At 33.2% G+C, this 17,607-nt stretch carries 16 protein-coding genes and 2 pseudogenes; 8 read left to right on the top strand and 10 right to left on the bottom strand.

Features of this window, described 5'->3' with window-relative positions:
- Nucleotides 1-77 precede the first annotated feature (77 nt).
- The gene (locus DT250_RS32100; RefSeq protein ID WP_149212606.1) at nucleotides 78-275 is read left to right on the top strand and encodes a hypothetical protein; all 198 of its coding nucleotides are present in this window, start codon (nucleotides 78-80) and stop codon (nucleotides 273-275) included.
- An 18-nt stretch (nucleotides 276-293) separates the two neighbouring features.
- A complete protein-coding gene (locus DT250_RS04105) occupies nucleotides 294-509 on the top strand; it encodes a hypothetical protein (protein ID WP_149212605.1) in 216 nt (71 codons plus the stop codon).
- 75 nt (nucleotides 510-584) lie between these two features.
- Here DT250_RS04105 and DT250_RS04100 read toward each other — a convergent pair whose 3' ends face one another.
- Complete coding sequence (locus tag DT250_RS04100; protein WP_149212604.1) at nucleotides 585-899, bottom strand: hypothetical protein; 315 nt, start codon at nucleotides 897-899, stop codon at nucleotides 585-587.
- 583 nt (nucleotides 900-1,482) lie between these two features.
- Between DT250_RS04100 and DT250_RS04090 the strand changes: the two genes are divergently transcribed.
- The 3 genes from DT250_RS04090 (at nucleotide 1,483) to DT250_RS04075 (ending at nucleotide 5,230) form a co-directional block, all read left to right on the top strand.
- Entirely contained in the window at nucleotides 1,483-1,767 is a 285-nt protein-coding gene (locus DT250_RS04090; protein WP_001123250.1) for a DUF4183 domain-containing protein, read from the top strand.
- Nucleotides 1,768-2,297: 530 nt separating this feature from the next.
- A complete protein-coding gene (locus DT250_RS04085; RefSeq protein ID WP_149212603.1) occupies nucleotides 2,298-2,744 on the top strand; it encodes a MarR family winged helix-turn-helix transcriptional regulator in 447 nt (148 codons plus the stop codon).
- 1,562 nt (nucleotides 2,745-4,306) lie between these two features.
- Nucleotides 4,307-5,230, top strand: coding sequence for an S-layer homology domain-containing protein (locus DT250_RS04075; RefSeq protein ID WP_370513115.1), 924 nt, complete (start codon nucleotides 4,307-4,309; stop codon nucleotides 5,228-5,230).
- A 143-nt stretch (nucleotides 5,231-5,373) separates the two neighbouring features.
- Here DT250_RS04075 and DT250_RS04070 read toward each other — a convergent pair whose 3' ends face one another.
- Complete coding sequence (locus DT250_RS04070) at nucleotides 5,374-5,772, bottom strand: hypothetical protein (protein WP_149212601.1); 399 nt, start codon at nucleotides 5,770-5,772, stop codon at nucleotides 5,374-5,376.
- Nucleotides 5,773-6,091: 319 nt separating this feature from the next.
- Between DT250_RS04070 and DT250_RS04065 the strand changes: the two genes are divergently transcribed.
- Nucleotides 6,092-6,865 carry a hypothetical protein gene (locus tag DT250_RS04065; RefSeq protein ID WP_149212600.1) on the top strand — a complete coding sequence of 258 codons (774 nt, stop codon included), beginning with the start codon at nucleotides 6,092-6,094 and terminating at the stop codon, nucleotides 6,863-6,865.
- A gap of 390 nt (nucleotides 6,866-7,255) precedes the next feature.
- A complete protein-coding gene (locus DT250_RS04060; protein WP_149212599.1) occupies nucleotides 7,256-7,468 on the top strand; it encodes a hypothetical protein in 213 nt (70 codons plus the stop codon).
- A 2,034-nt stretch (nucleotides 7,469-9,502) separates the two neighbouring features.
- Here DT250_RS04060 and DT250_RS04045 read toward each other — a convergent pair.
- Nucleotides 9,503-9,985, bottom strand: a pseudogene (locus DT250_RS04045) (RNA-guided endonuclease TnpB family protein); the annotation flags it as partial.
- Between DT250_RS04045 and DT250_RS04040 the strand changes: the two are divergent.
- A pseudogene (locus DT250_RS04040) lies at nucleotides 9,979-11,055 on the top strand (S-layer homology domain-containing protein); the annotation flags it as partial. The pseudogenes DT250_RS04045 and DT250_RS04040 sit on opposite strands and share 7 nt — an antisense overlap.
- A gap of 259 nt (nucleotides 11,056-11,314) precedes the next feature.
- Here the strand turns inward: DT250_RS04040 and DT250_RS04035 are convergent.
- From DT250_RS04035 to DT250_RS04005, 7 genes are all read right to left on the bottom strand, one after another.
- Complete coding sequence (locus tag DT250_RS04035; RefSeq protein ID WP_149212597.1) at nucleotides 11,315-12,376, bottom strand: N-acetylmuramoyl-L-alanine amidase; 1,062 nt, start codon at nucleotides 12,374-12,376, stop codon at nucleotides 11,315-11,317.
- On the bottom strand, nucleotides 12,373-12,612 hold the full coding sequence (locus DT250_RS04030) for a holin (RefSeq protein ID WP_149212596.1): 240 nt from the start codon (nucleotides 12,610-12,612) through the stop codon (nucleotides 12,373-12,375). The genes DT250_RS04035 and DT250_RS04030 overlap by 4 nt, the downstream gene beginning before the upstream one ends.
- On the bottom strand, nucleotides 12,612-12,848 hold the full coding sequence (locus tag DT250_RS04025) for a hemolysin XhlA family protein (RefSeq protein WP_000348873.1): 237 nt from the start codon (nucleotides 12,846-12,848) through the stop codon (nucleotides 12,612-12,614). Before DT250_RS04025 ends, DT250_RS04030 begins: the two co-directional genes overlap by 1 nt.
- An 83-nt stretch (nucleotides 12,849-12,931) precedes the next feature.
- Nucleotides 12,932-13,291 (bottom strand): hypothetical protein, encoded by a 360-nt coding sequence (locus DT250_RS04020; RefSeq protein WP_098375462.1) that lies wholly within the window; start codon nucleotides 13,289-13,291, stop codon nucleotides 12,932-12,934.
- 419 nt (nucleotides 13,292-13,710) lie between these two features.
- Nucleotides 13,711-14,673 (bottom strand): M23 family metallopeptidase, encoded by a 963-nt coding sequence (locus DT250_RS04015; protein WP_149212595.1) that lies wholly within the window; start codon nucleotides 14,671-14,673, stop codon nucleotides 13,711-13,713.
- A 106-nt stretch (nucleotides 14,674-14,779) separates the two neighbouring features.
- On the bottom strand, nucleotides 14,780-15,898 hold the full coding sequence (locus tag DT250_RS04010; RefSeq protein WP_149212594.1) for a lysozyme family protein: 1,119 nt from the start codon (nucleotides 15,896-15,898) through the stop codon (nucleotides 14,780-14,782).
- A 398-nt stretch (nucleotides 15,899-16,296) separates the two neighbouring features.
- Complete coding sequence (locus tag DT250_RS04005) at nucleotides 16,297-17,349, bottom strand: glycoside hydrolase family 25 protein (RefSeq protein ID WP_098048272.1); 1,053 nt, start codon at nucleotides 17,347-17,349, stop codon at nucleotides 16,297-16,299.
- Nucleotides 17,350-17,607: the final 258 nt, after the last annotated feature.

The raw sequence follows: 17,607 nt of genomic DNA, 5'->3' as shown, positions 1-17,607 counted from the left end.
TTCCTCTTCTTGTAAATCTATTTATTTAAATGTAAAATTGTAAATAAGTTCTAACATTTTGAATCGAGGTGAAAATCATGAGAAGTTTTGGCTCATTAATGATCTCTACTGTCTGTTCAGTACTTCTAATTATTTGGAATGTCTATTCCTTCTATAACGGATTCACAACCGGGCGCACATACTACTGGATTAATGGCATCGCAGCTGTTATCTTCCTTTTATTCTTTATCCTCAACATGCGCGATTTTAAAAAGAAAAACTACAGAACCGCATAACAGTAGGAGTTGATATATATGTGGGAAAGATTCAAAAACTATAAGTATTCTTCAAAAGAATTAGAGTTCATGCTTTGGTTATTTGGTATTACTTGCTTTGTACACTCGGTCGCTTTCTTTGGCGGACTATTTTCTTCTGAATTTTTTTGGTTTAAAGGTTTTTGCGCTACTGCAGCACTACTAGCTTTTATGGATGTTAAGCGAAAAATTAATAAGTATAAGGTAGCATTGTGAAAAGGAGCCACTGCAGGTTCTTTTTTTCTGTTCAAAATAAAAAAGCAGCTGTTAGGCTACTTAAAGTTTGTCTTATCACCAAATAAAATGATATATATATTCTCCCGCTATACTTTCATCAACTCCAGCAACCCTAGCAAATCTCACCACATCAGCACCCTGAAGGAAATACATTGTTAGCATAACTGGCACACGTGACCACATAAACCGATAAAGTTCATTCACTCTTTGCTTAGTTGTAACAATTAAATCGTTCGCAGGTCCATTAATCCACGCAGAAGTTCTAACTGAAGTAAACGGAAGATCTTTCCCATTCACCACTATTCTCGCCATAATATGTGTTATATCCACATCGATCCCCTCATTCCAAGAATCAAATCTGTTTCCCATATTTACATAAATATTCGTAACTATAAGAAATGTTTAAAGTTAATTTTTTATAAAATAAGAACGCAGCTGATTCGCTACTTTTATTTGTTCCCATCTTTAAAATCAGGGTATTTACTATATTCTTTTTTAATAACGTCTTCTCATGCATTTCGCTTGTAAAGCCCGTTGCTCTTCCTCATCCAAAAATTCTTCAAATGCACATTTTAATCTTCTATATCTAATTTCATCATTTGTACTTTTCCTAAGTTCCGGAAATAGTAACTCCGCTCCTGTATGTTTTGGAATTTTACTTTTAACAGCCGGTAATCACGTAATACCTCTATCACGAAAGGACGTATTTCCTTCTCATTTATATTTCTAGAAGAGTAATTCATACGATACGGTTGCCCTCCGTTCAATCTACTTACTTATAAACGAATTATTTTGTTTAAATTTATACAGCATCTATTAAACACATAATAATTATACTTTTTTACTAGTATACAAGCCGTATCTTTTAAAAGAAGCACAACATAGAATAAAATACAGGACAAGACTTTCAAAAAACTTGTCTGAGTTTATTCTCAAAAAGAGGTGAACATAAATGCCTATCGTTAAACCCTTTATAGCTGGAAGACGATTTGTAAGTACTGCAGCAACAGGGACTGTCGCTGGAGCAGATTTAACTTTTGCTAACACAGACTTCACTGATGACACTGGTGCTGTAACAACCTTCCCTGCTTCTTATGCTTTTTTAACGCTTTATATTAATGGCGTTATTCAAACAGGTGATACTATTACTGGTGTGACTACTACAGCTGCTACTATTGTAGGAGGCGCTGTCCTAGATGGAGGAACTCCTATCGCAATCGAATTTACAATAACGTAAATTTAGTAATTTTTTAGAGGTTTCATTAAAAGAAACCTCTAATTTTAAAAAATGAAGTTAATTTTAGTATCAACTACATGATACAGTGCATATACTAGTACAGGATGATTGGTATTTATACTCACTCTTAAAAAGAGCACTTATATAGTGCTCTTTTTAGGTTTGCTAGAATAAAACTTAATATACGGTCAATACTGTAGACACATGGTTATGTTTCTACGATTTTCTTATAAAAGTAATTAGCTTTTGCTAGCTGCTCTTTTGTGATTCATCGTCACATTATGATGAAATGTTCATATATTATCTCGAAGCAAAAAACTAATTTACTTTTCAATATCTCACTTTTCCCTTAAAGAGCACTTTATTTAGTGCTCTTTTTGGTGTTTCAAATTAATACAAAATGAAATTTTTATTAAGCTTTCTATTAATAACGTATATTGATTTCTTTTCTAAATTAATTTAGAAATAAATAGTTCATCGATGAACTATTCTATGTTAAACTAAATAAAAAAAGAAAAGGGACGAGTATTATGAGTTTAAAAAATCAAAGTTTCAAACAAGCAGGAGAAGTTGTCCAGTCATTTGTAGCAATAAACAAAGAAATTATAAAGTTCACACATCAAAACGCCTCCAGTTTAGGATTAACAGTACAACAAATGGGTATTTTAAATACAATTTATGTAATTCCTAATATCACTCTTAAGGAGATTTCAGAACGTCTTTCAGTTCCTAAAAGTACAGTGAGTGTAAATGTAGATGATTTAGTTAATCTAGAGTTCATCGAACGAAAACAATCAGATGAAGATCGTAGAGAAATAAAATTAAAAGTAACACCCAAAGGACAAGAGGCATCGAAAAAATCCATTGAAAACTCTACTTCCTACAAAGCGATGTCCCTAGCATTACAGCAGCTTCAAGCAGACGATGTTCAAACATTATTGCGTATTCATAAAAGTTTATTAACCTCTATAAAGTAATTTCGTTGATTGATGTAAAACATTAATAAAATAAATTCTAATTCTTATTTTTCAAAGAACTGAGCAGTTAGATTTCACTAGCTGTTCTTTTATTTAGTTGCGATAGGTAAGACTTTGAAGTTATCTCCATCTTTTCCCCCGCTTAGCACTCTGTACGTGCGACTTTCATCGCATACAGCGCCCCATCTTATCCTTTTATACTAAAGCAACTAGATTACAAACAATGTTGTACTCACCAACGTATTCATTCCCCTTTCTTGCGAAAGGCCACATCATCTTACTCGATCCTGTGAGTTACATCTAATTGATTTAGTTTTCAACGAACAAGACTAGGGACTATCCCTCCACATTCATTACATGCCTCGTCAGTACTGTGTCCCCACCTTCACAAGAATAAAGTAATTTCGGTTCGTTAGAACCTTATATACACCTGTCTGTTAGTAGACATTAATGACAGTTTCTTGCTTACCACGTTCCAATTGACCTAGCTATACATATATCCTTAGGTGCTTGCTTTAAGCCTGTTATCTTTACATCCTCATCGTTAGATGTTCCGAATTTCATACTATTTAATCTTACTTCTCGGTAGATAACGCCGTCGTTGACGACATACACATTTCTGATGTATTAAACGTTTAGACCTGTACATTCGCAAGTTCGCTAGTCCGTTCGGACATTCTCACCATAGATATTTTGTAGCATCCTGACCTATCCATTACCATATGATTCCTCACTTAGGTTTTGTTCAGCCGACTTCACCTAGCTTCATACAATTTGTAACTACTATCACGCCTTGCATGTAGGAGTATCAGATAAGTAGTTTCAGCTCAACCTGACGGCTTTCATTCCTACTTTCGGTCAATCCGTTGTTGCCATCAAAATTGATAACCCTCCCATTTCGTGTTTACACACTTATAGGGAAACGTGTCGTACAAATAGCGTTTTTATTCAAATTAACAATCATATATTTGGACAGATTTACCAGTATTATTACCAAAAAATTCATGATATGGTTATTTAGTCGAGTACGTCATTACTTGACAATTACCCTTAGGAGCCCCGCAGACAAACGGGGTTTCTTTTATTTAAATAACGATTTCATTAAAATTCCCACTTGCCTCTTTTCTTTAATGACATGCTCCATAACTCCAAGTAAGGCATACAATATAAAAAATTAACTCATAAAAATCTGATTACAACTTTTTAGATTTGTATTTTATGAGACATTCGCCTATCTTACTAAGAGTGCATATAAAAATGCGCTCTTTTTCATTTTTTCTTTTACCAAAATCGTCTTGAATCTTGAATAAATTCCATATACTAAACCAAATAGTCGTTACAGTACATTCACCCTTAGGGCGTCTTTCTCCCAAGGCGCTCTATTCATTTATTGTTGGTTTCAAAAAATACTTCTCACCTTTTAACTGGACAAGCATATGTTATTGTATGGAGACTCTCCGCTCATAGAAATCTATCTTTCTTGTCTAAGAGCACATATATTGTGCTCTTTTCTATGTCTAAATAAGGATTTTGTTTAGATTTCAAATTGTTATATACAACCAGTGACTGATCCTACTAATGCTCCTTTCAAAAATCCATTTAATGATGTGAAAGGTACTATGTTTGAAAAAGAAATTTTAGCGATTGCTAAAGCTGGAATTATGAGTGGATATGGTAATGATAAATTTGGCCCAGATGATACTTTAACTCGTGAACAGTTGGCTGCTGTATTAAAACAGGCTTTCAAATTAAGTACAACATCTATAACTACATTTAAAGATGTTGAAAAAAATTATTGGGCTACTGACGCAATCAGTGCACTTCAAGAAAATAAAATTGTTGTTGGAACAGGAAATAATATGTTTGAACCTAAAAAAATTGTGACTCGTGAAAAATATGTACAGTTTCTATATAATGCAATTAATTTGGTAGAAGCAAAACCTGAATTACCACCGTTTGATCTCCCTAGCTCTATGATTACAAGTGATTTTCTTTACGACAGTAGTAACTGGATAAACAGTTCACCGTTGCTTCTAAAATCTGTATCTAAAGAAGCTCAAAATCTAATAACTAAAATAAACAAGAATTATAATGAAGATTTCAAATACGAAAGCGTATATATCAGCGGCGGTCAGATGGGCGATGGTGAAAGTGTAGGATTACTTTCCTCTAACCCCAATTTAGGAAAGAGTTATGATTATGGACAAAGGCAACTCTATATAATAGGTAGGAATGAAAATGATTTCCAAATTGTATTTATAATTGATAAATCCACTGTAGAGTTAGCAAAAAATTGGATTACTTTAATAAATCCAGATTTAAATCTAGATAAAGAAATTAACGATATTGTTGCATTACCTTTCAAAAATTCTGGCGAGCGAGATTATCACACATACTTAGATAAGGGTAACTACAAAATGGAGTTGGGCACTATGCCTGCATCAAAAGATTATGAATCAATTTCCATAAGTGTTAAAAGAAAATAATTAATAGATAAAAAACAAGGTTCTCATTGGAAACCTTGTTTTTTGTTTCAATTGAATAGTTTCACATTTTATTAAAAATTAAATGTAATAAAATAAAAATCTCATACATCACTATTCTTCGTTCGCTGTGTTCGTTTGTTTTGTTAAACGTGAAACCCGATTGAAACTACAACTTTTAAATTATTAAGTATTAAAAACACAAAAAAGAGTGCTATAAAGATATGCACTTTTCGAAGGTCATGTTCTAGTTCATGATTCTTTTCAGTAATTGCATTAAATTGGTTAAGTAATGTGTTGTAATCCTCATCACGAGATTGTAGCTGATTTCGCATGAATTTGAGCGCATCCTTCGCTTCCAAGCATAATATTATTTCTGCGATAACATCTTTCGCTAACTTTTCTTTTAAACCTTTTAATTCCTCGTACATTTTCGTTACTTCATTTAGCCCTTTTCGAAGTGCATCTTTTTCATCAAGAATTGTATTTAATCGCTCTTTCCAAAAAGTATCTAATGTCTCTGCTTTAACGATATGATTAGCCACTACAGAATCTAATTTAGGCGGTTCTGATTACACATAAATCCCCAATGGGTTTTAGCATAAAACAAAATTAGTGATTATAAAAATTTAATTAATCGTATTCATCAGGACATACTCATACTGAGGTGAAATGCATGATTTGGGCAATTTTATAAAAATGATATTCTTTTACTATATTTTCATCTACACCAACTACAAGCAACACATCATTACGGTCTATAATTATGAATACTTTCATTCCTCATTTTTTATGAAGTCACCCCTCAATTTATGTAAAAATATGTTATAATCTCTCTATAATTTTATAGAAAGGAGCAATTGCATGTCATTAGAATTATTTCAGTTTGTTTTTAGTCAAGTTATTACAGGAATCGGCGTATACTTTACATATAAATCTTATAAGCAAGCTAAACAAAAGGCCACACATCGGAAGTCAGAAGATACTTTTGAAATAATAGATTTTGAGATTTCATCTACCGACAAAAAAATTAAGCAAGTACTAAATTTCATTCCTTCTTTAATTGCTTTATTTTTTTGTGCATTTATAGCTCATTCTCTATATAATAATTTGTCTATTATTCAAAACTCTCCATTAATCTCTTTTAACGAAAGAGAAACTATGCTTTCTATTATTGCACGAGTTATATCTAATGGAGTGCAAACGTTTGGTTTGTTTATTTATGCATTCATCATTTTGTATGCCATACTTTTTATTATTAAGTATTCATTGTTACAAAGACCTTTTAAATTTATTAGTACACCCATACAAATTCTTTTTTGTATTGCGACAATATTTTTAACTTATAATATAGCCGAGATCTCATTACAAATTGAGTTGGGAAACTTGCTCGCAAGCTCAATAGAGAATAAGCAAGTTACACCACTTAATGATCTATCCTCCATACTATCAACTATGTCTCCCATCTTACTATTGGTACAAATCTTTATTTCTATGTTTTTCTTTGTAGAATTAATGAAAAACTTTCATACAAATCAACAATTCTTAACTTCTGACTTAAAAAAGGATGGATTCAAAATTACCCTAACTTTTATTTTGTTAACATATTTTATAATTTTCCACACCCCATTTAATTAAAAGGGGTGTTATCCTGCTGTTTTTCTATTAAATACATATCTTTTTATACTCATTCTCTTCATATTCAAATCATAGTAAAAACTAATTACATTGAATGCTAGGAAAAATCCTAGTATTTTTTTATTTCTCTCATATCAGTTGGTCCTTTCCATTTCTTCTCACTTTTCCACTTCTTTTTAAGCTTTCCAACATAAGTAAAGATACAATCATACATAATACTAATTTCCTTTTGATTTATACGATACGGTTCCCCTCCGTTCAATCTATTTACTTATGAATGGATCATTTTTTTGAGTTCTAATATGCAATAGTGCATATTTCGTACTTTCAATTTTTACACATGCAATAATTTATTTATAAAAATACAAAGTATTAGTAAGGATGATTTTTATGAACAAATTCCGAAAGAAGATTATTAAATCGTTACAAACATTTTGGGGAGGCTTAGCATTCGGTATATTAATTTTTGCTATCTTTTTAATTATGAATCTAACAGATACACCTTTAAATACATTAAGCTTGAGAGACTGGATAGGTTCTGCAGTAGGCGCAGCCATTATATCTGTAGGGATATTTACTTTAAGTAAATTGGATTTAAAATAAATTTCCCGTCAATACTGTATATGGGCTGTATGCCATAACTCATTTGAAGTAGTTTTCTTTGTATCTCCTTGTATTGAGCAGTTAGCTTTTGCTTGCTGCTCTTTTATTTACGAAAAAAGATGAGGTTCTTTATAATAATTCTTCTTTATTTCTCAATATAAAGAGCTTTGGATTTTCGTTAACAATCTTTTACTATATGAACAAGGAGTAATTAAAAGACTTACTCTTTGCTATTGAGGGAAGAGCCTGAGAGCCATATCAGGCTCTTCCTTGTTTATATACGCTGTAACCAAATAACAATTTTATTAAAATTTAATTCACGCCTTATTTTCAATTTCCATATACTTATACGGACTATAACAAATATGCAATATAGTTCTTGGTCAAAGAGCGCCATACGCTCTAACGGTACCCTTCTTTATTCAAATAATGATTTTGTTAAAAACTTACATAGATATACTTTTCGTTATATAATTAAATTATCAATATATTAGGAGTGTTAGTTATGACAGAAACAATTATGATTTTGTTATATATATGTTTCATAATGATTGCAGTTTTAAGCTTGATAAAAGAATTTCGAAAACCACAAAAAAACCAGTTCTTGATTTTAGTTGATTCTCTAATTTTGCTAGGAGCTCTATTCCTAGTAAGTAGTATTTTCATCTAAATTACATAACGAGAACTCCATTAAGGAGCAAAGCAGTCTAGCGCAAGCTGACTGCTTTTTTTATTAAATTAACTATTTTTTGAATTTCTCAATTCACAAAGTACAATCTTTATGAATTGAGTTCATAAAGATTTTTTGAATATATTTTAAATTCTTAAAGCATCAAATAATTTGGGAGTTGATAAATATGTCAAGTAAACCGCTAGTTATAACCCTTCTTTCTATTTCAAAAACCAAAATTACATTTTATTCTTCTTCCGGCCAAGTAATTAACCACACTTTTTAAACAAATAAAACTTTAGAACCTATCATAACGTTTGCATTTTGTCCTATAGACTTTGAAAGACTTGAAACTAAAAGGATGCCCGTCCTTATAAAATAATTTTTCATTCTTATTTACGAATAATCTTTTTTATTTTACACATACTATCTGCAAGTCAGCTTCCCAGAGCCACTCTCTTTCAAATCGGAGCTCTTTACTCCGTATCATTTGGGCATGGCAGGTAACTTAGTCAATTACCTGCCTTTTTTACGTATAAGCATAAATCTTTTGTACTACAAGCAGTTAGCTAATTGCTTTGTTGTGCTGAATGAATTTTTAATTTAGTTTTCTTTCCTGCATAATATTTCGATAGTTGTTTAAACTATAGTTGTAACTTTTTGTTACAACATATATCTGTATCCAGTGCAACTTCTAAAATTGTACAACTGAGCAGTTAGCTACATAGGCTAGCTGCTTTGTTGTGCAAAATGATTTTTTAACTTGTCACGATTTAATTAAACGAGCATATATATTATTAACATAGTTTTCTTTCGCTAATAGGGTCTCCTTTTTAAGAGCACTTGTGTATAGTGCTCTTTTTTGTGCGAAAAACTTTTCTCAACAACTATCGTGTAGAATACCAACTCCGTTTTTGGTAATATATAGGAAATCCCTATTATGCTTAGTTTTTATAAAAGGACCCACCCCCTCAAATGTGGGTTCTTTTAAATTTTTTCTACAAAATAACGTTTTGTTTAAAATAATGCTCCCATTAATTTGGGCCCATTTTCCACTATTTTTACCAAAAAATTCATGATATGGTTAATTAGTCGAGTACGTCATTGCTTGACACTTACCCTTAGAAGCCCCGTAGATAAACGGGGTTTCTTTTATTCAAATCACTATTTTATTGAATTTTCCAACTCATATTCCGCATATCATGCGCTAGGATGCTCCTGTAGGATACTATACTTACAAAAGACAATACGAAATCCAAGTCCACTTCAACGCGCGTATTATGCAGTGATTGAACTACCCCCACTTTCACTTCGTTTAGAAGTGAGGGATTCCTAAGTAAAGAGTTCTATCGAACTCTAATTGATTAGGCTAACCCCGTAGTCCCTGCGGTTAGAAGTCTTATTGCTTCATTCTTTATATTGATACTTGCGTTAATATCCCTATCATGGTGTGTACGACAAGAAGGACAGTCCCATTTACGTAGGTTTAGATTTTTAACGTCTTTGTTTTGATATCCACAACAAGAGCATAATTGGCTGGAAGCAAATGTTTTCGATACGACAATGACTTGTTTGCCATACCATTTTGCTTTATATTCCAACATGGTTCGAAACTGTGACCAAGATACTTCACTAATTGCTTTTGCTAACTTACGATTTTTTAACATATTTGATACTTGCAAATCCTCTATACCGATAACATCGTGGTTTTTGATGATTTCAGTTGAGATTTTGTCTAAGTAATCTTTTCTAGCATTTGATATGTATTCATGAATTCTAGCTATTTTTACTCGTTGTTTATTCCAACGAGATGATCCTTTCATTCTTCTAGAAAGAACACGCTGAGACTGGATTTCGCGATGTTCCTTCAGATCACTGGTCTTATAAAGCAATTATGGATTTAAAAGAGAGAAATATCTTTTCTGGTTATGGAAATGGTATTTTTGGTTTTGGCGATCCTATTACACGTGGTCAAGTTGCTAGATTATTATATGCTTATTTACAACCAGTGGATGATCCTTCTTTCAAAAATCCATTTAATGATGTAAAAGGTACTATTTTCGAAAAAGAAATCTTAGCAATCACAAAAGCAGGGATTATGAGCGGATATGGTGATGGAAAGTTCGGACCAAACGAGGTCCTAAATCGTGAGCAATTGGCAGCTGTTCTAACACAAGCATTTCAATTAAAAGCAACATCTATAACTACATTTAAAGATGTTGAAAAAAATTATTGGGCTACTAACGCAATTAGTGCACTACAAGAAAATAAAATTGTTGTTGGAACAGGAAATAATATGTTTGAACCAAAAAAAATTGTAACTCGTGAACAATATGCGCAGTTTCTATATAATACAATGAATACGGTAGTAGTTAAACCTGAATTAACACCTTTCGGTATCCATAGTTCTATGTTTACAAATGATTTTTATTACGACAGTAACAACTGGAAAAACGCTTCACCAGTGCTAAAAAAATCTGTATCTAATGAAGCTCAAAATTTAATTACCAAAATAAACAAGAAATATAATGAAGATTATAAATACGCTAGCGCCTCTGTCAGCAGTATGGGCCTTCCTGAAAGTGTACAGCTACGTACTTCTAACCCTAATTTAGGAAGGATTTATGATTTAGGACAAGGGCAGTTCTTTGTAGAAGGTGAAAATGAACATGATTTCTATATTATGTTTATAATTGATAACGCAACTGTTGAATTAGCAAAAAATTGGATTACTTTAATAAATTCAGATCTTAATCTAGATAAAGAAATTAATGATGTTATAGCAATGCCTTCAAAAAAAGCAAGCGGGCGAGATTATCACACTTACTTAGATAAAGGTAAATACCAAATCGAGTTAGGCACAAGGCCTCAAACAAAAGACTATGATTCATTATTCATAGGTGTTAAAAGAAAATAATTAATAGATAATAAAAAAACAAGGCCTCATCGAAGACTTTGTTTTTTTATTTCACTTCAAATATTTATAGTATCACTTATGCACATCTAACCATCTAATAAAATTTTAAGTTCAGAGTTTGCAAGGTTTATTGTTAATACATTTTGTATATTGTACAACTGGATTCGATTTGAGTACTAATTTTAAGTTTAAAGAATTAGTGAATATTAACTAAACAAAAATAAAAAGAACCATCTCCACTACAGGAAACGATCCTTTTTCACCTCACATACACATAGGCTTCATTTGCTGTTACATAGTATGTTTTTCCTTTGCTATTGTGTACTTTATATTGTGACAATCCATTGACATTTACTTTCGCATCTATCGTAAATCCTAATGCTGCATCTACAAGACCAGCAACATCCTTATCCTGCCAAGATGGAGATTCATAGAAGCGTAAATTGGCCTCTTTAGAAATAACCCTTTTACCAACTACAGTAAAGGCTTCTGTCCCATTGTAACGAATGTATGAGGAATCATAATAAATCCATTCATTACCTCCAAGGCCTAGCCAGCTTCCTACTTTCCTACCTACTTTATACGCTTCTCCTTTTTGTAGTTTGCGAATGACACTATTCCATGTTGATGGTCCAGAACGAAGGTTTACATTGTATCCCTCAATATATACAACACCATTTGCCTCCACTGTGCTAGATAATTCATTTGACTTTTGTGGTTTAACATCAACCTTAACTGAATCTCTGTTATAGGCATTTAGTACATCCGCTCGAAATTGAGCCTCAGATACACCATGACTACGAAGATAATCCAGAGGATCTTCATGATCTGTCCCACCTAATTTATAAGTAACATCCCTATGTGTCCATAGCCCTTTAGAAGGATGAATATTTCGTTCCCGCAAGATTGCTCCGATTAACTCTACATACCGTTCATAAGAACGTTTGAATTTCAATGAATTACTTGTTTCACACAATTCAACATGAACAAATCTTACATTTGCTGCCGAACCTGCGCCCCATGCTCGATATTTTGTTGATGCAATTTGAATCTTTTCATCCCAATCAACTGCATAGTGAACAAATGCTGAACGCCATGTACGAGACTCATATTTTTGAATATTAATTGCTGGTGCCTCAGGGGTGGCTGTAGAATGTGCCACAACACCTTCATAAGCATCAACACCGTAACGATAAGGCTGGTTAGGTACATCTGGAATAAGTAGCATTCTATCAGCAAATGTGTTTGTTCCAATTGATATTACTAAAATCATAGCAACAACTATGGATAGAATGTATTTGTATTTGTATTTCTTTTTCATTTCCTATTGTCATCCTTTTTTATAATTTTCGTATGGTCAAACAATCCACTTGCTGACAATCCGATAATCATTCCTTGAAATATATTCATTTTGAAATCTTGAGACAAAAATAAAACACCCAGTATAATGCCAAGCGTCAAATTAAATATTGGGATATATTTTGTTTGCAATCCATTTGTTTTAGCAATTTGCGATAACCCTATAACAGCCCCAATCATTGCCGTAATTTCAATCATTACATACCGCCACCTTTCAAGAGGAAGGTCAGAGCTGCTCCAATTATTCCACCAATAATAAGGCGTAATATCCATGTTGTATTTGCACTAATCTTATCTAATTGCTTATTAATATTAATAATGTCTTTTTCATTACCTGCTGTCCTCATTTCTAGACCTCTAATCTCTAATCGTATATCTTTAATATCTTGTCTTATTTCCTGAACATCACCTTTCATCTCTTGCAAACCATCCATTATTTCCACCTCTCTCCTACTTCGTATTTAATTAAAAATTAAAAATCTTAATATGCATATACTTGTATTTTCTTTTCATCTCATCATTTAATCCCTTCTGGTTTAACGTCCACCTCAATATGTCCCTCAATAATATCCTCGGTAACTACTTTTGTAGGAACCTCTGTTGCTGGATTTCCCGTTTTTACAATGGAAACAGTAATTGGACTTCCTCTAAACAGCTCGACGTTGACGTTAAAATTGCTAGCGGTAATAATCCCAGCATTCACTAAATTATCCACAACGTCATCAATTTCCATAAATTTATTGTCATTACCTGGAATCGCATCCTCGTTCGGTTTCGGGTTTTGAATGAATTGCATAACTAACTTCTCTAGTATTGGCATAATTTGATTTAGAATTTGGTTCTGAAATTGATTTTCCTCTGGATGTGTATTTGGCATATCGTCCTCTCCCGTTTTAAACAAAATTAAAAGAGCAGTTCTAGCTGCTCTTTTAATTTTGTTTATTGATTTTCTAACAATCTCATTTAGTACGTCAATTTTGCTATGTAGTTTTGAAAAATAATATCTTAATTTAATGAAAGGAGTAATATTTACTCTCTGCTTCACAAGAATATTCAGATATTTACAGAGTACAGTATTTAACAGAAAAACTACCAATTCGGGTCACTTACGTCGTAACCTAATATCAAAAATATTTTCTAGTAAACATATACTATTTCTAAAACACAACATTGATTGTATACACTTAGTTCAGCTACACTAAAAACAAACGATTTGTGAATTTAAATCTTCTAATTATAAATTTTAATCCCTGTCCATTAGACAGGGATTAGTAGAATAAGAATCAAGCTTTTTATTTAATTAAATACTCCATTATGCGCACATCGTTGTAGAATGTGCACTAAAATTTCCTCTGTCACTTTTCCATGTGGATGTGAATTCCCATCAATAATTCCTCTTTCTAATCCCCATTTCCATGCATCTCTTGCCCAATCTGATGGCTCTCCATTTTGGTAGCTCACATTAGAGGCGATTGACACTGTACTTCTAGAATCTGAGAATACCTTGTTATTGTATATACGTTGCAGCATGTGTACCAAAATTTCTTCCGTCACTTCTCCATGTGGATGAGAATTTCCATCCACAATCCCTTTTTCTAGTCCCCATTTCCATGCATCTCTCGCCCATTCCGATGGTTGCCCATTTCGATAACTTGTATCAATAGAAACAGATACTACGCTTCCAGTACCTAAGAATACTTTGTTATTGTATACACGCTGTAACATGTGTACTAAAATTTCTTCTAAAACTGTTCCATGTGGATGTGAATTTCCATCTACAATTCCTTTTTCTAATCCCCATTTCCATGCATCTTTTGCCCAATCTGATGGCTCTTTATTTTCAGAAGGATCGGGCCCTTTTCCTAAATGGTCTAATGGGTTCACAGCATTACTCTTATTAATATTCCAGCCGCCTTTATGCAGTTCAAAATGTAAGTGTTGGCCACTAGAATCCCCAGTGTTCCCCATAACTCCAATAGTTTGTCCTTGGGTAACATAATCTCCTACGTTCACCGTTCGAGAACCACTACGCATATGAGCGTATACAGTCTCCCATGTAACTCCATCAATAGTATGCACGATCATAATACATTCACCGTAACTAGATGAAAAATACGAGCGACTAACTTTTCCATTAGCCGCTGCATAAATCGGATGATACCCTGCTTCAGCAAGGTCTATCCCATGGTGATTTGGTCTGCTGCCTCTAAAACCACTTGTTACTCTCGTTGTATCTGTTGGATAAATAAACTTTGCCATACTAATCTTCCTTTCTTTTTTGCACAGTATAATCAAGGTACTTAAATGAGTACCTTCGTTTACTTTTTTATTTGACAAGAATCTTTATAATATGAAAGTCTTATAATTACTTAAATACCCCATTATTTGTACATCGTTGTAGTATGTGTACTAAAATTTCCTCTGTTACTTTTCCATGTGGATGTGAATTCCCATCTATAATTCCTTTTTCTAATCCCCATTTCCATGCATCTCTCGCCCATTCTGATGGCTCTCCATTTTGATAACTTACATTAGTGACAAATGCTCCTGAGCTTCCAGTACCTGAGAATACTTTGTTGTTGTATACACGTTGCAACATGTGTACCAGAATTTCTTCTGTCACTTCTCCATGTGGATGTGAATTTCCATCTACAATCCCTTTTTCTAGACCCCACTTCCATGCGTCTCTCGCCCATTCTGACGGTTCTCCATTCCGGTAACTTGTATCAATAGCGAAGGATACTGCACTTCCAGTACCTAAAAATACTTTGTTGTTGTATACACGTTGTAACATGTGTACCAAGATTTCTTCTACTACCGTTCCATGTGGATGTGAATTCCCATCTACAATTCCTTTTTCTAATCCCCACTTCCATGCACTTCTCGCCCACTCTGATGGTTCTTTATTTTCAGAAGGATTAGTTCCCCCATCAAAATCAACATATTGCTTAACAATTTCAGCGTAGAAGAAATTCCCTCCGTTTTTATATCGGTAGCCACCATTGTATGCCACAGCAATTGGGTTACTATATCGAACCATGGAACCTGTTGTATTTCCAAGTGATGGTGCAACAACCGTTTTAGAATACAGATCCGCCACCGGTAATGAATGTTGTTTCTTGTTAGAAGCTAACCAGCGAAGGTAAGCTCGTCCAAAATTATATGATTGAACAATGGCACTTAAATCTGTAATACCATTTTTTTTCGCATCATCAAAAGCTCCTTTTAGATGCTTTACTCCATAATAAATCGAATCTTTAGGATTTTTAATTGTATTCATTGGCCACCCTTGTGATTCACTTGATTGCATAATATCAGGTTTTTTTTCAGAATTCCCGTCACTTTCCACCATAATGATTCCAAGTACGTAAGGAATTAACTCAGGTACTCCTTGTGCGGAACATTCACTTTCTACCATTGATTTCCAACGTAACACTTGTTGTGGCAAATTCTTTGTTTTAACTGAAGCAGCTAATATACTCACTACTAAACATCTCCTTATTTTCCTATTATGTTTGCCTAAAAAACTACTACTATACTAAATATGACTATCAGCCAAATACCCATTAATCTATAAAATTACTTCATGTTGCTCACCTTCTTTCACAACAAAAAGAGCAACCATAAAATAGTTGCTCTTTCGTCGAAATCTTATATTACTACTATAAATCACTTTTTCAATACTTTCTGTACACCGCATGTAGCCTACAAAAAGGTAACATTAATACCCAACTAAAAATTTGACAATCTTTCTTATTTCAGCATATTTTCGTCGGATGTACCCTGTACTATAATGCAACTCAAACACTACTTGCTCTAAAACTATCCTATCGATATGTTTCATCTTTTTTAGTTTTACTTTAATACAAATAATTTTTTTAATTAGCGAATCCAGCGAATGATTTTTTCATCAAATTCTACCCAACCTTTATCTTTAATGTAAATCCAATTGTTATCCCTAAACTCAATTACCCATTGTCCTTCGCTTACTCGATCACGTATACCACTGTTGTAATTCGCATGATGGTAACACTCTAATCCTTTCCATTCATTCCAAATGACACCTTTACTCCTACCATCTTTTTCGATACGTATTGCTGTTTCAGGAACCCAGTTGTCATTGGCGATTTTAAACCAAAATCTTTTCCCATCCCATGCACTCTCTAAATATACATGGCCACTGCCAAGAGGAATCTTTCCTACTACTTCCGCAAGTTCATTTGGTTCTTTATATACCCAAGACTGTCGCTCTACACATTGTAACCAACCTAAGTTATTGGTTAACCAATCTGGTGGTAATGATACATTCTTTCGGGTGTCTACATCTGTAGGATCAGGATTATTTGAATTAGAGCCCTTTCCTATAAACCATTCAATAGTTTTATTTCCTACTAAGTAATTTAAGTCTACATTACCAGTAATTCCTGCAACGCTACCAGTTTCAGTATATTGCCATAGATCACAGCTATATGCAGGTTTACTGCCACCATAACGAGGAATCCATAAGAAATCTGCACTCACACTATTTAGTCCATAACTTGTATACATGTGATGTGACACGTATAATCCAACTTTCCAGCCCGCTGCACGACATGTATCAATGAAGGCCTGAGATGCTTTTGCTAAGTTAGTGGGTCCACAACTAGCAAGTGTGTCATCTTCTACATCCAATACAAGGAATTTTGCATCCTTGTCTGCACGATTCATAAAATCTCTTGCTTCTACAATAGCGTCTTGGACACTTGTATAACATCCATAAGCATAATGACCAAATGGAACTCCATATGCTTTACAACCTTGGACATATTCTTTATATTTTGAATCAACCTTATTAGATCCATATTGTACACGAATAATAGCCAGCTCCAAATCATTACTCGCTTCAGCCCAATTTATATTTCCATTATGATAAGATATATCTGCTATTTTCTTCATTTATACATGCTCCTTTGTTAATCATTGATAGAAATCCTTTTTCTAGCTACATTGTTATTTAGCTTGTGATTCTAATTAATAAAAAATAAAGAAGAGTCGCTCCATAAGGACCTACTCTTCTTTTTAACAAATCTATCGAATCCAACGAATAATTTTTTCGTCAAACTCTACCCAGCCTTTATCTGTAATATAAATCCAGTTGTTATCTCTAAACTCAATTACCCATTGGCCTACACTTACTCGATCGCGTATACCACT

The sequence above is a fragment of the Bacillus sp. AR2-1 genome (assembly GCF_008368755.1).
GTDB lineage: Bacteria > Bacillota > Bacilli > Bacillales > Bacillaceae_G > Bacillus_A > Bacillus_A wiedmannii.
The sequence above is the reverse complement of the archived record's forward strand: the minus strand, read 5'-3'. Positions and strand labels throughout refer to the sequence as shown.

What these genes read in the sequence shown, in the direction of transcription:
- DT250_RS04030 (WP_149212596.1), bottom strand. Translation starts at nt 12,612, where the DNA reads ATGATTGAAATTACGGCAATGATTGGGGCTGTTATAGGGTTATCGCAA.
- DT250_RS04090 (WP_001123250.1), top strand. Translation starts at nt 1,483, where the DNA reads ATGCCTATCGTTAAACCCTTTATAGCTGGAAGACGATTTGTAAGTACT.
- DT250_RS04060 (WP_149212599.1), top strand. Translation starts at nt 7,256, where the DNA reads ATGAACAAATTCCGAAAGAAGATTATTAAATCGTTACAAACATTTTGG.
- DT250_RS32100 (WP_149212606.1), top strand. Translation starts at nt 78, where the DNA reads ATGAGAAGTTTTGGCTCATTAATGATCTCTACTGTCTGTTCAGTACTT.
- DT250_RS04015 (WP_149212595.1), bottom strand. Translation starts at nt 14,673, where the DNA reads ATGGCAAAGTTTATTTATCCAACAGATACAACGAGAGTAACAAGTGGT.
- DT250_RS04100 (WP_149212604.1), bottom strand. Translation starts at nt 899, where the DNA reads ATGGGAAACAGATTTGATTCTTGGAATGAGGGGATCGATGTGGATATA.
- DT250_RS04020 (WP_098375462.1), bottom strand. Translation starts at nt 13,291, where the DNA reads ATGCCAAATACACATCCAGAGGAAAATCAATTTCAGAACCAAATTCTA.
- DT250_RS04085 (WP_149212603.1), top strand. Translation starts at nt 2,298, where the DNA reads ATGAGTTTAAAAAATCAAAGTTTCAAACAAGCAGGAGAAGTTGTCCAG.
- DT250_RS04105 (WP_149212605.1), top strand. Translation starts at nt 294, where the DNA reads ATGTGGGAAAGATTCAAAAACTATAAGTATTCTTCAAAAGAATTAGAG.
- DT250_RS04065 (WP_149212600.1), top strand. Translation starts at nt 6,092, where the DNA reads ATGTCATTAGAATTATTTCAGTTTGTTTTTAGTCAAGTTATTACAGGA.
- DT250_RS04005 (WP_098048272.1), bottom strand. Translation starts at nt 17,349, where the DNA reads ATGAAGAAAATAGCAGATATATCTTATCATAATGGAAATATAAATTGG.
- DT250_RS04025 (WP_000348873.1), bottom strand. Translation starts at nt 12,848, where the DNA reads ATGGATGGTTTGCAAGAGATGAAAGGTGATGTTCAGGAAATAAGACAA.
- DT250_RS04035 (WP_149212597.1), bottom strand. Translation starts at nt 12,376, where the DNA reads ATGAAAAAGAAATACAAATACAAATACATTCTATCCATAGTTGTTGCT.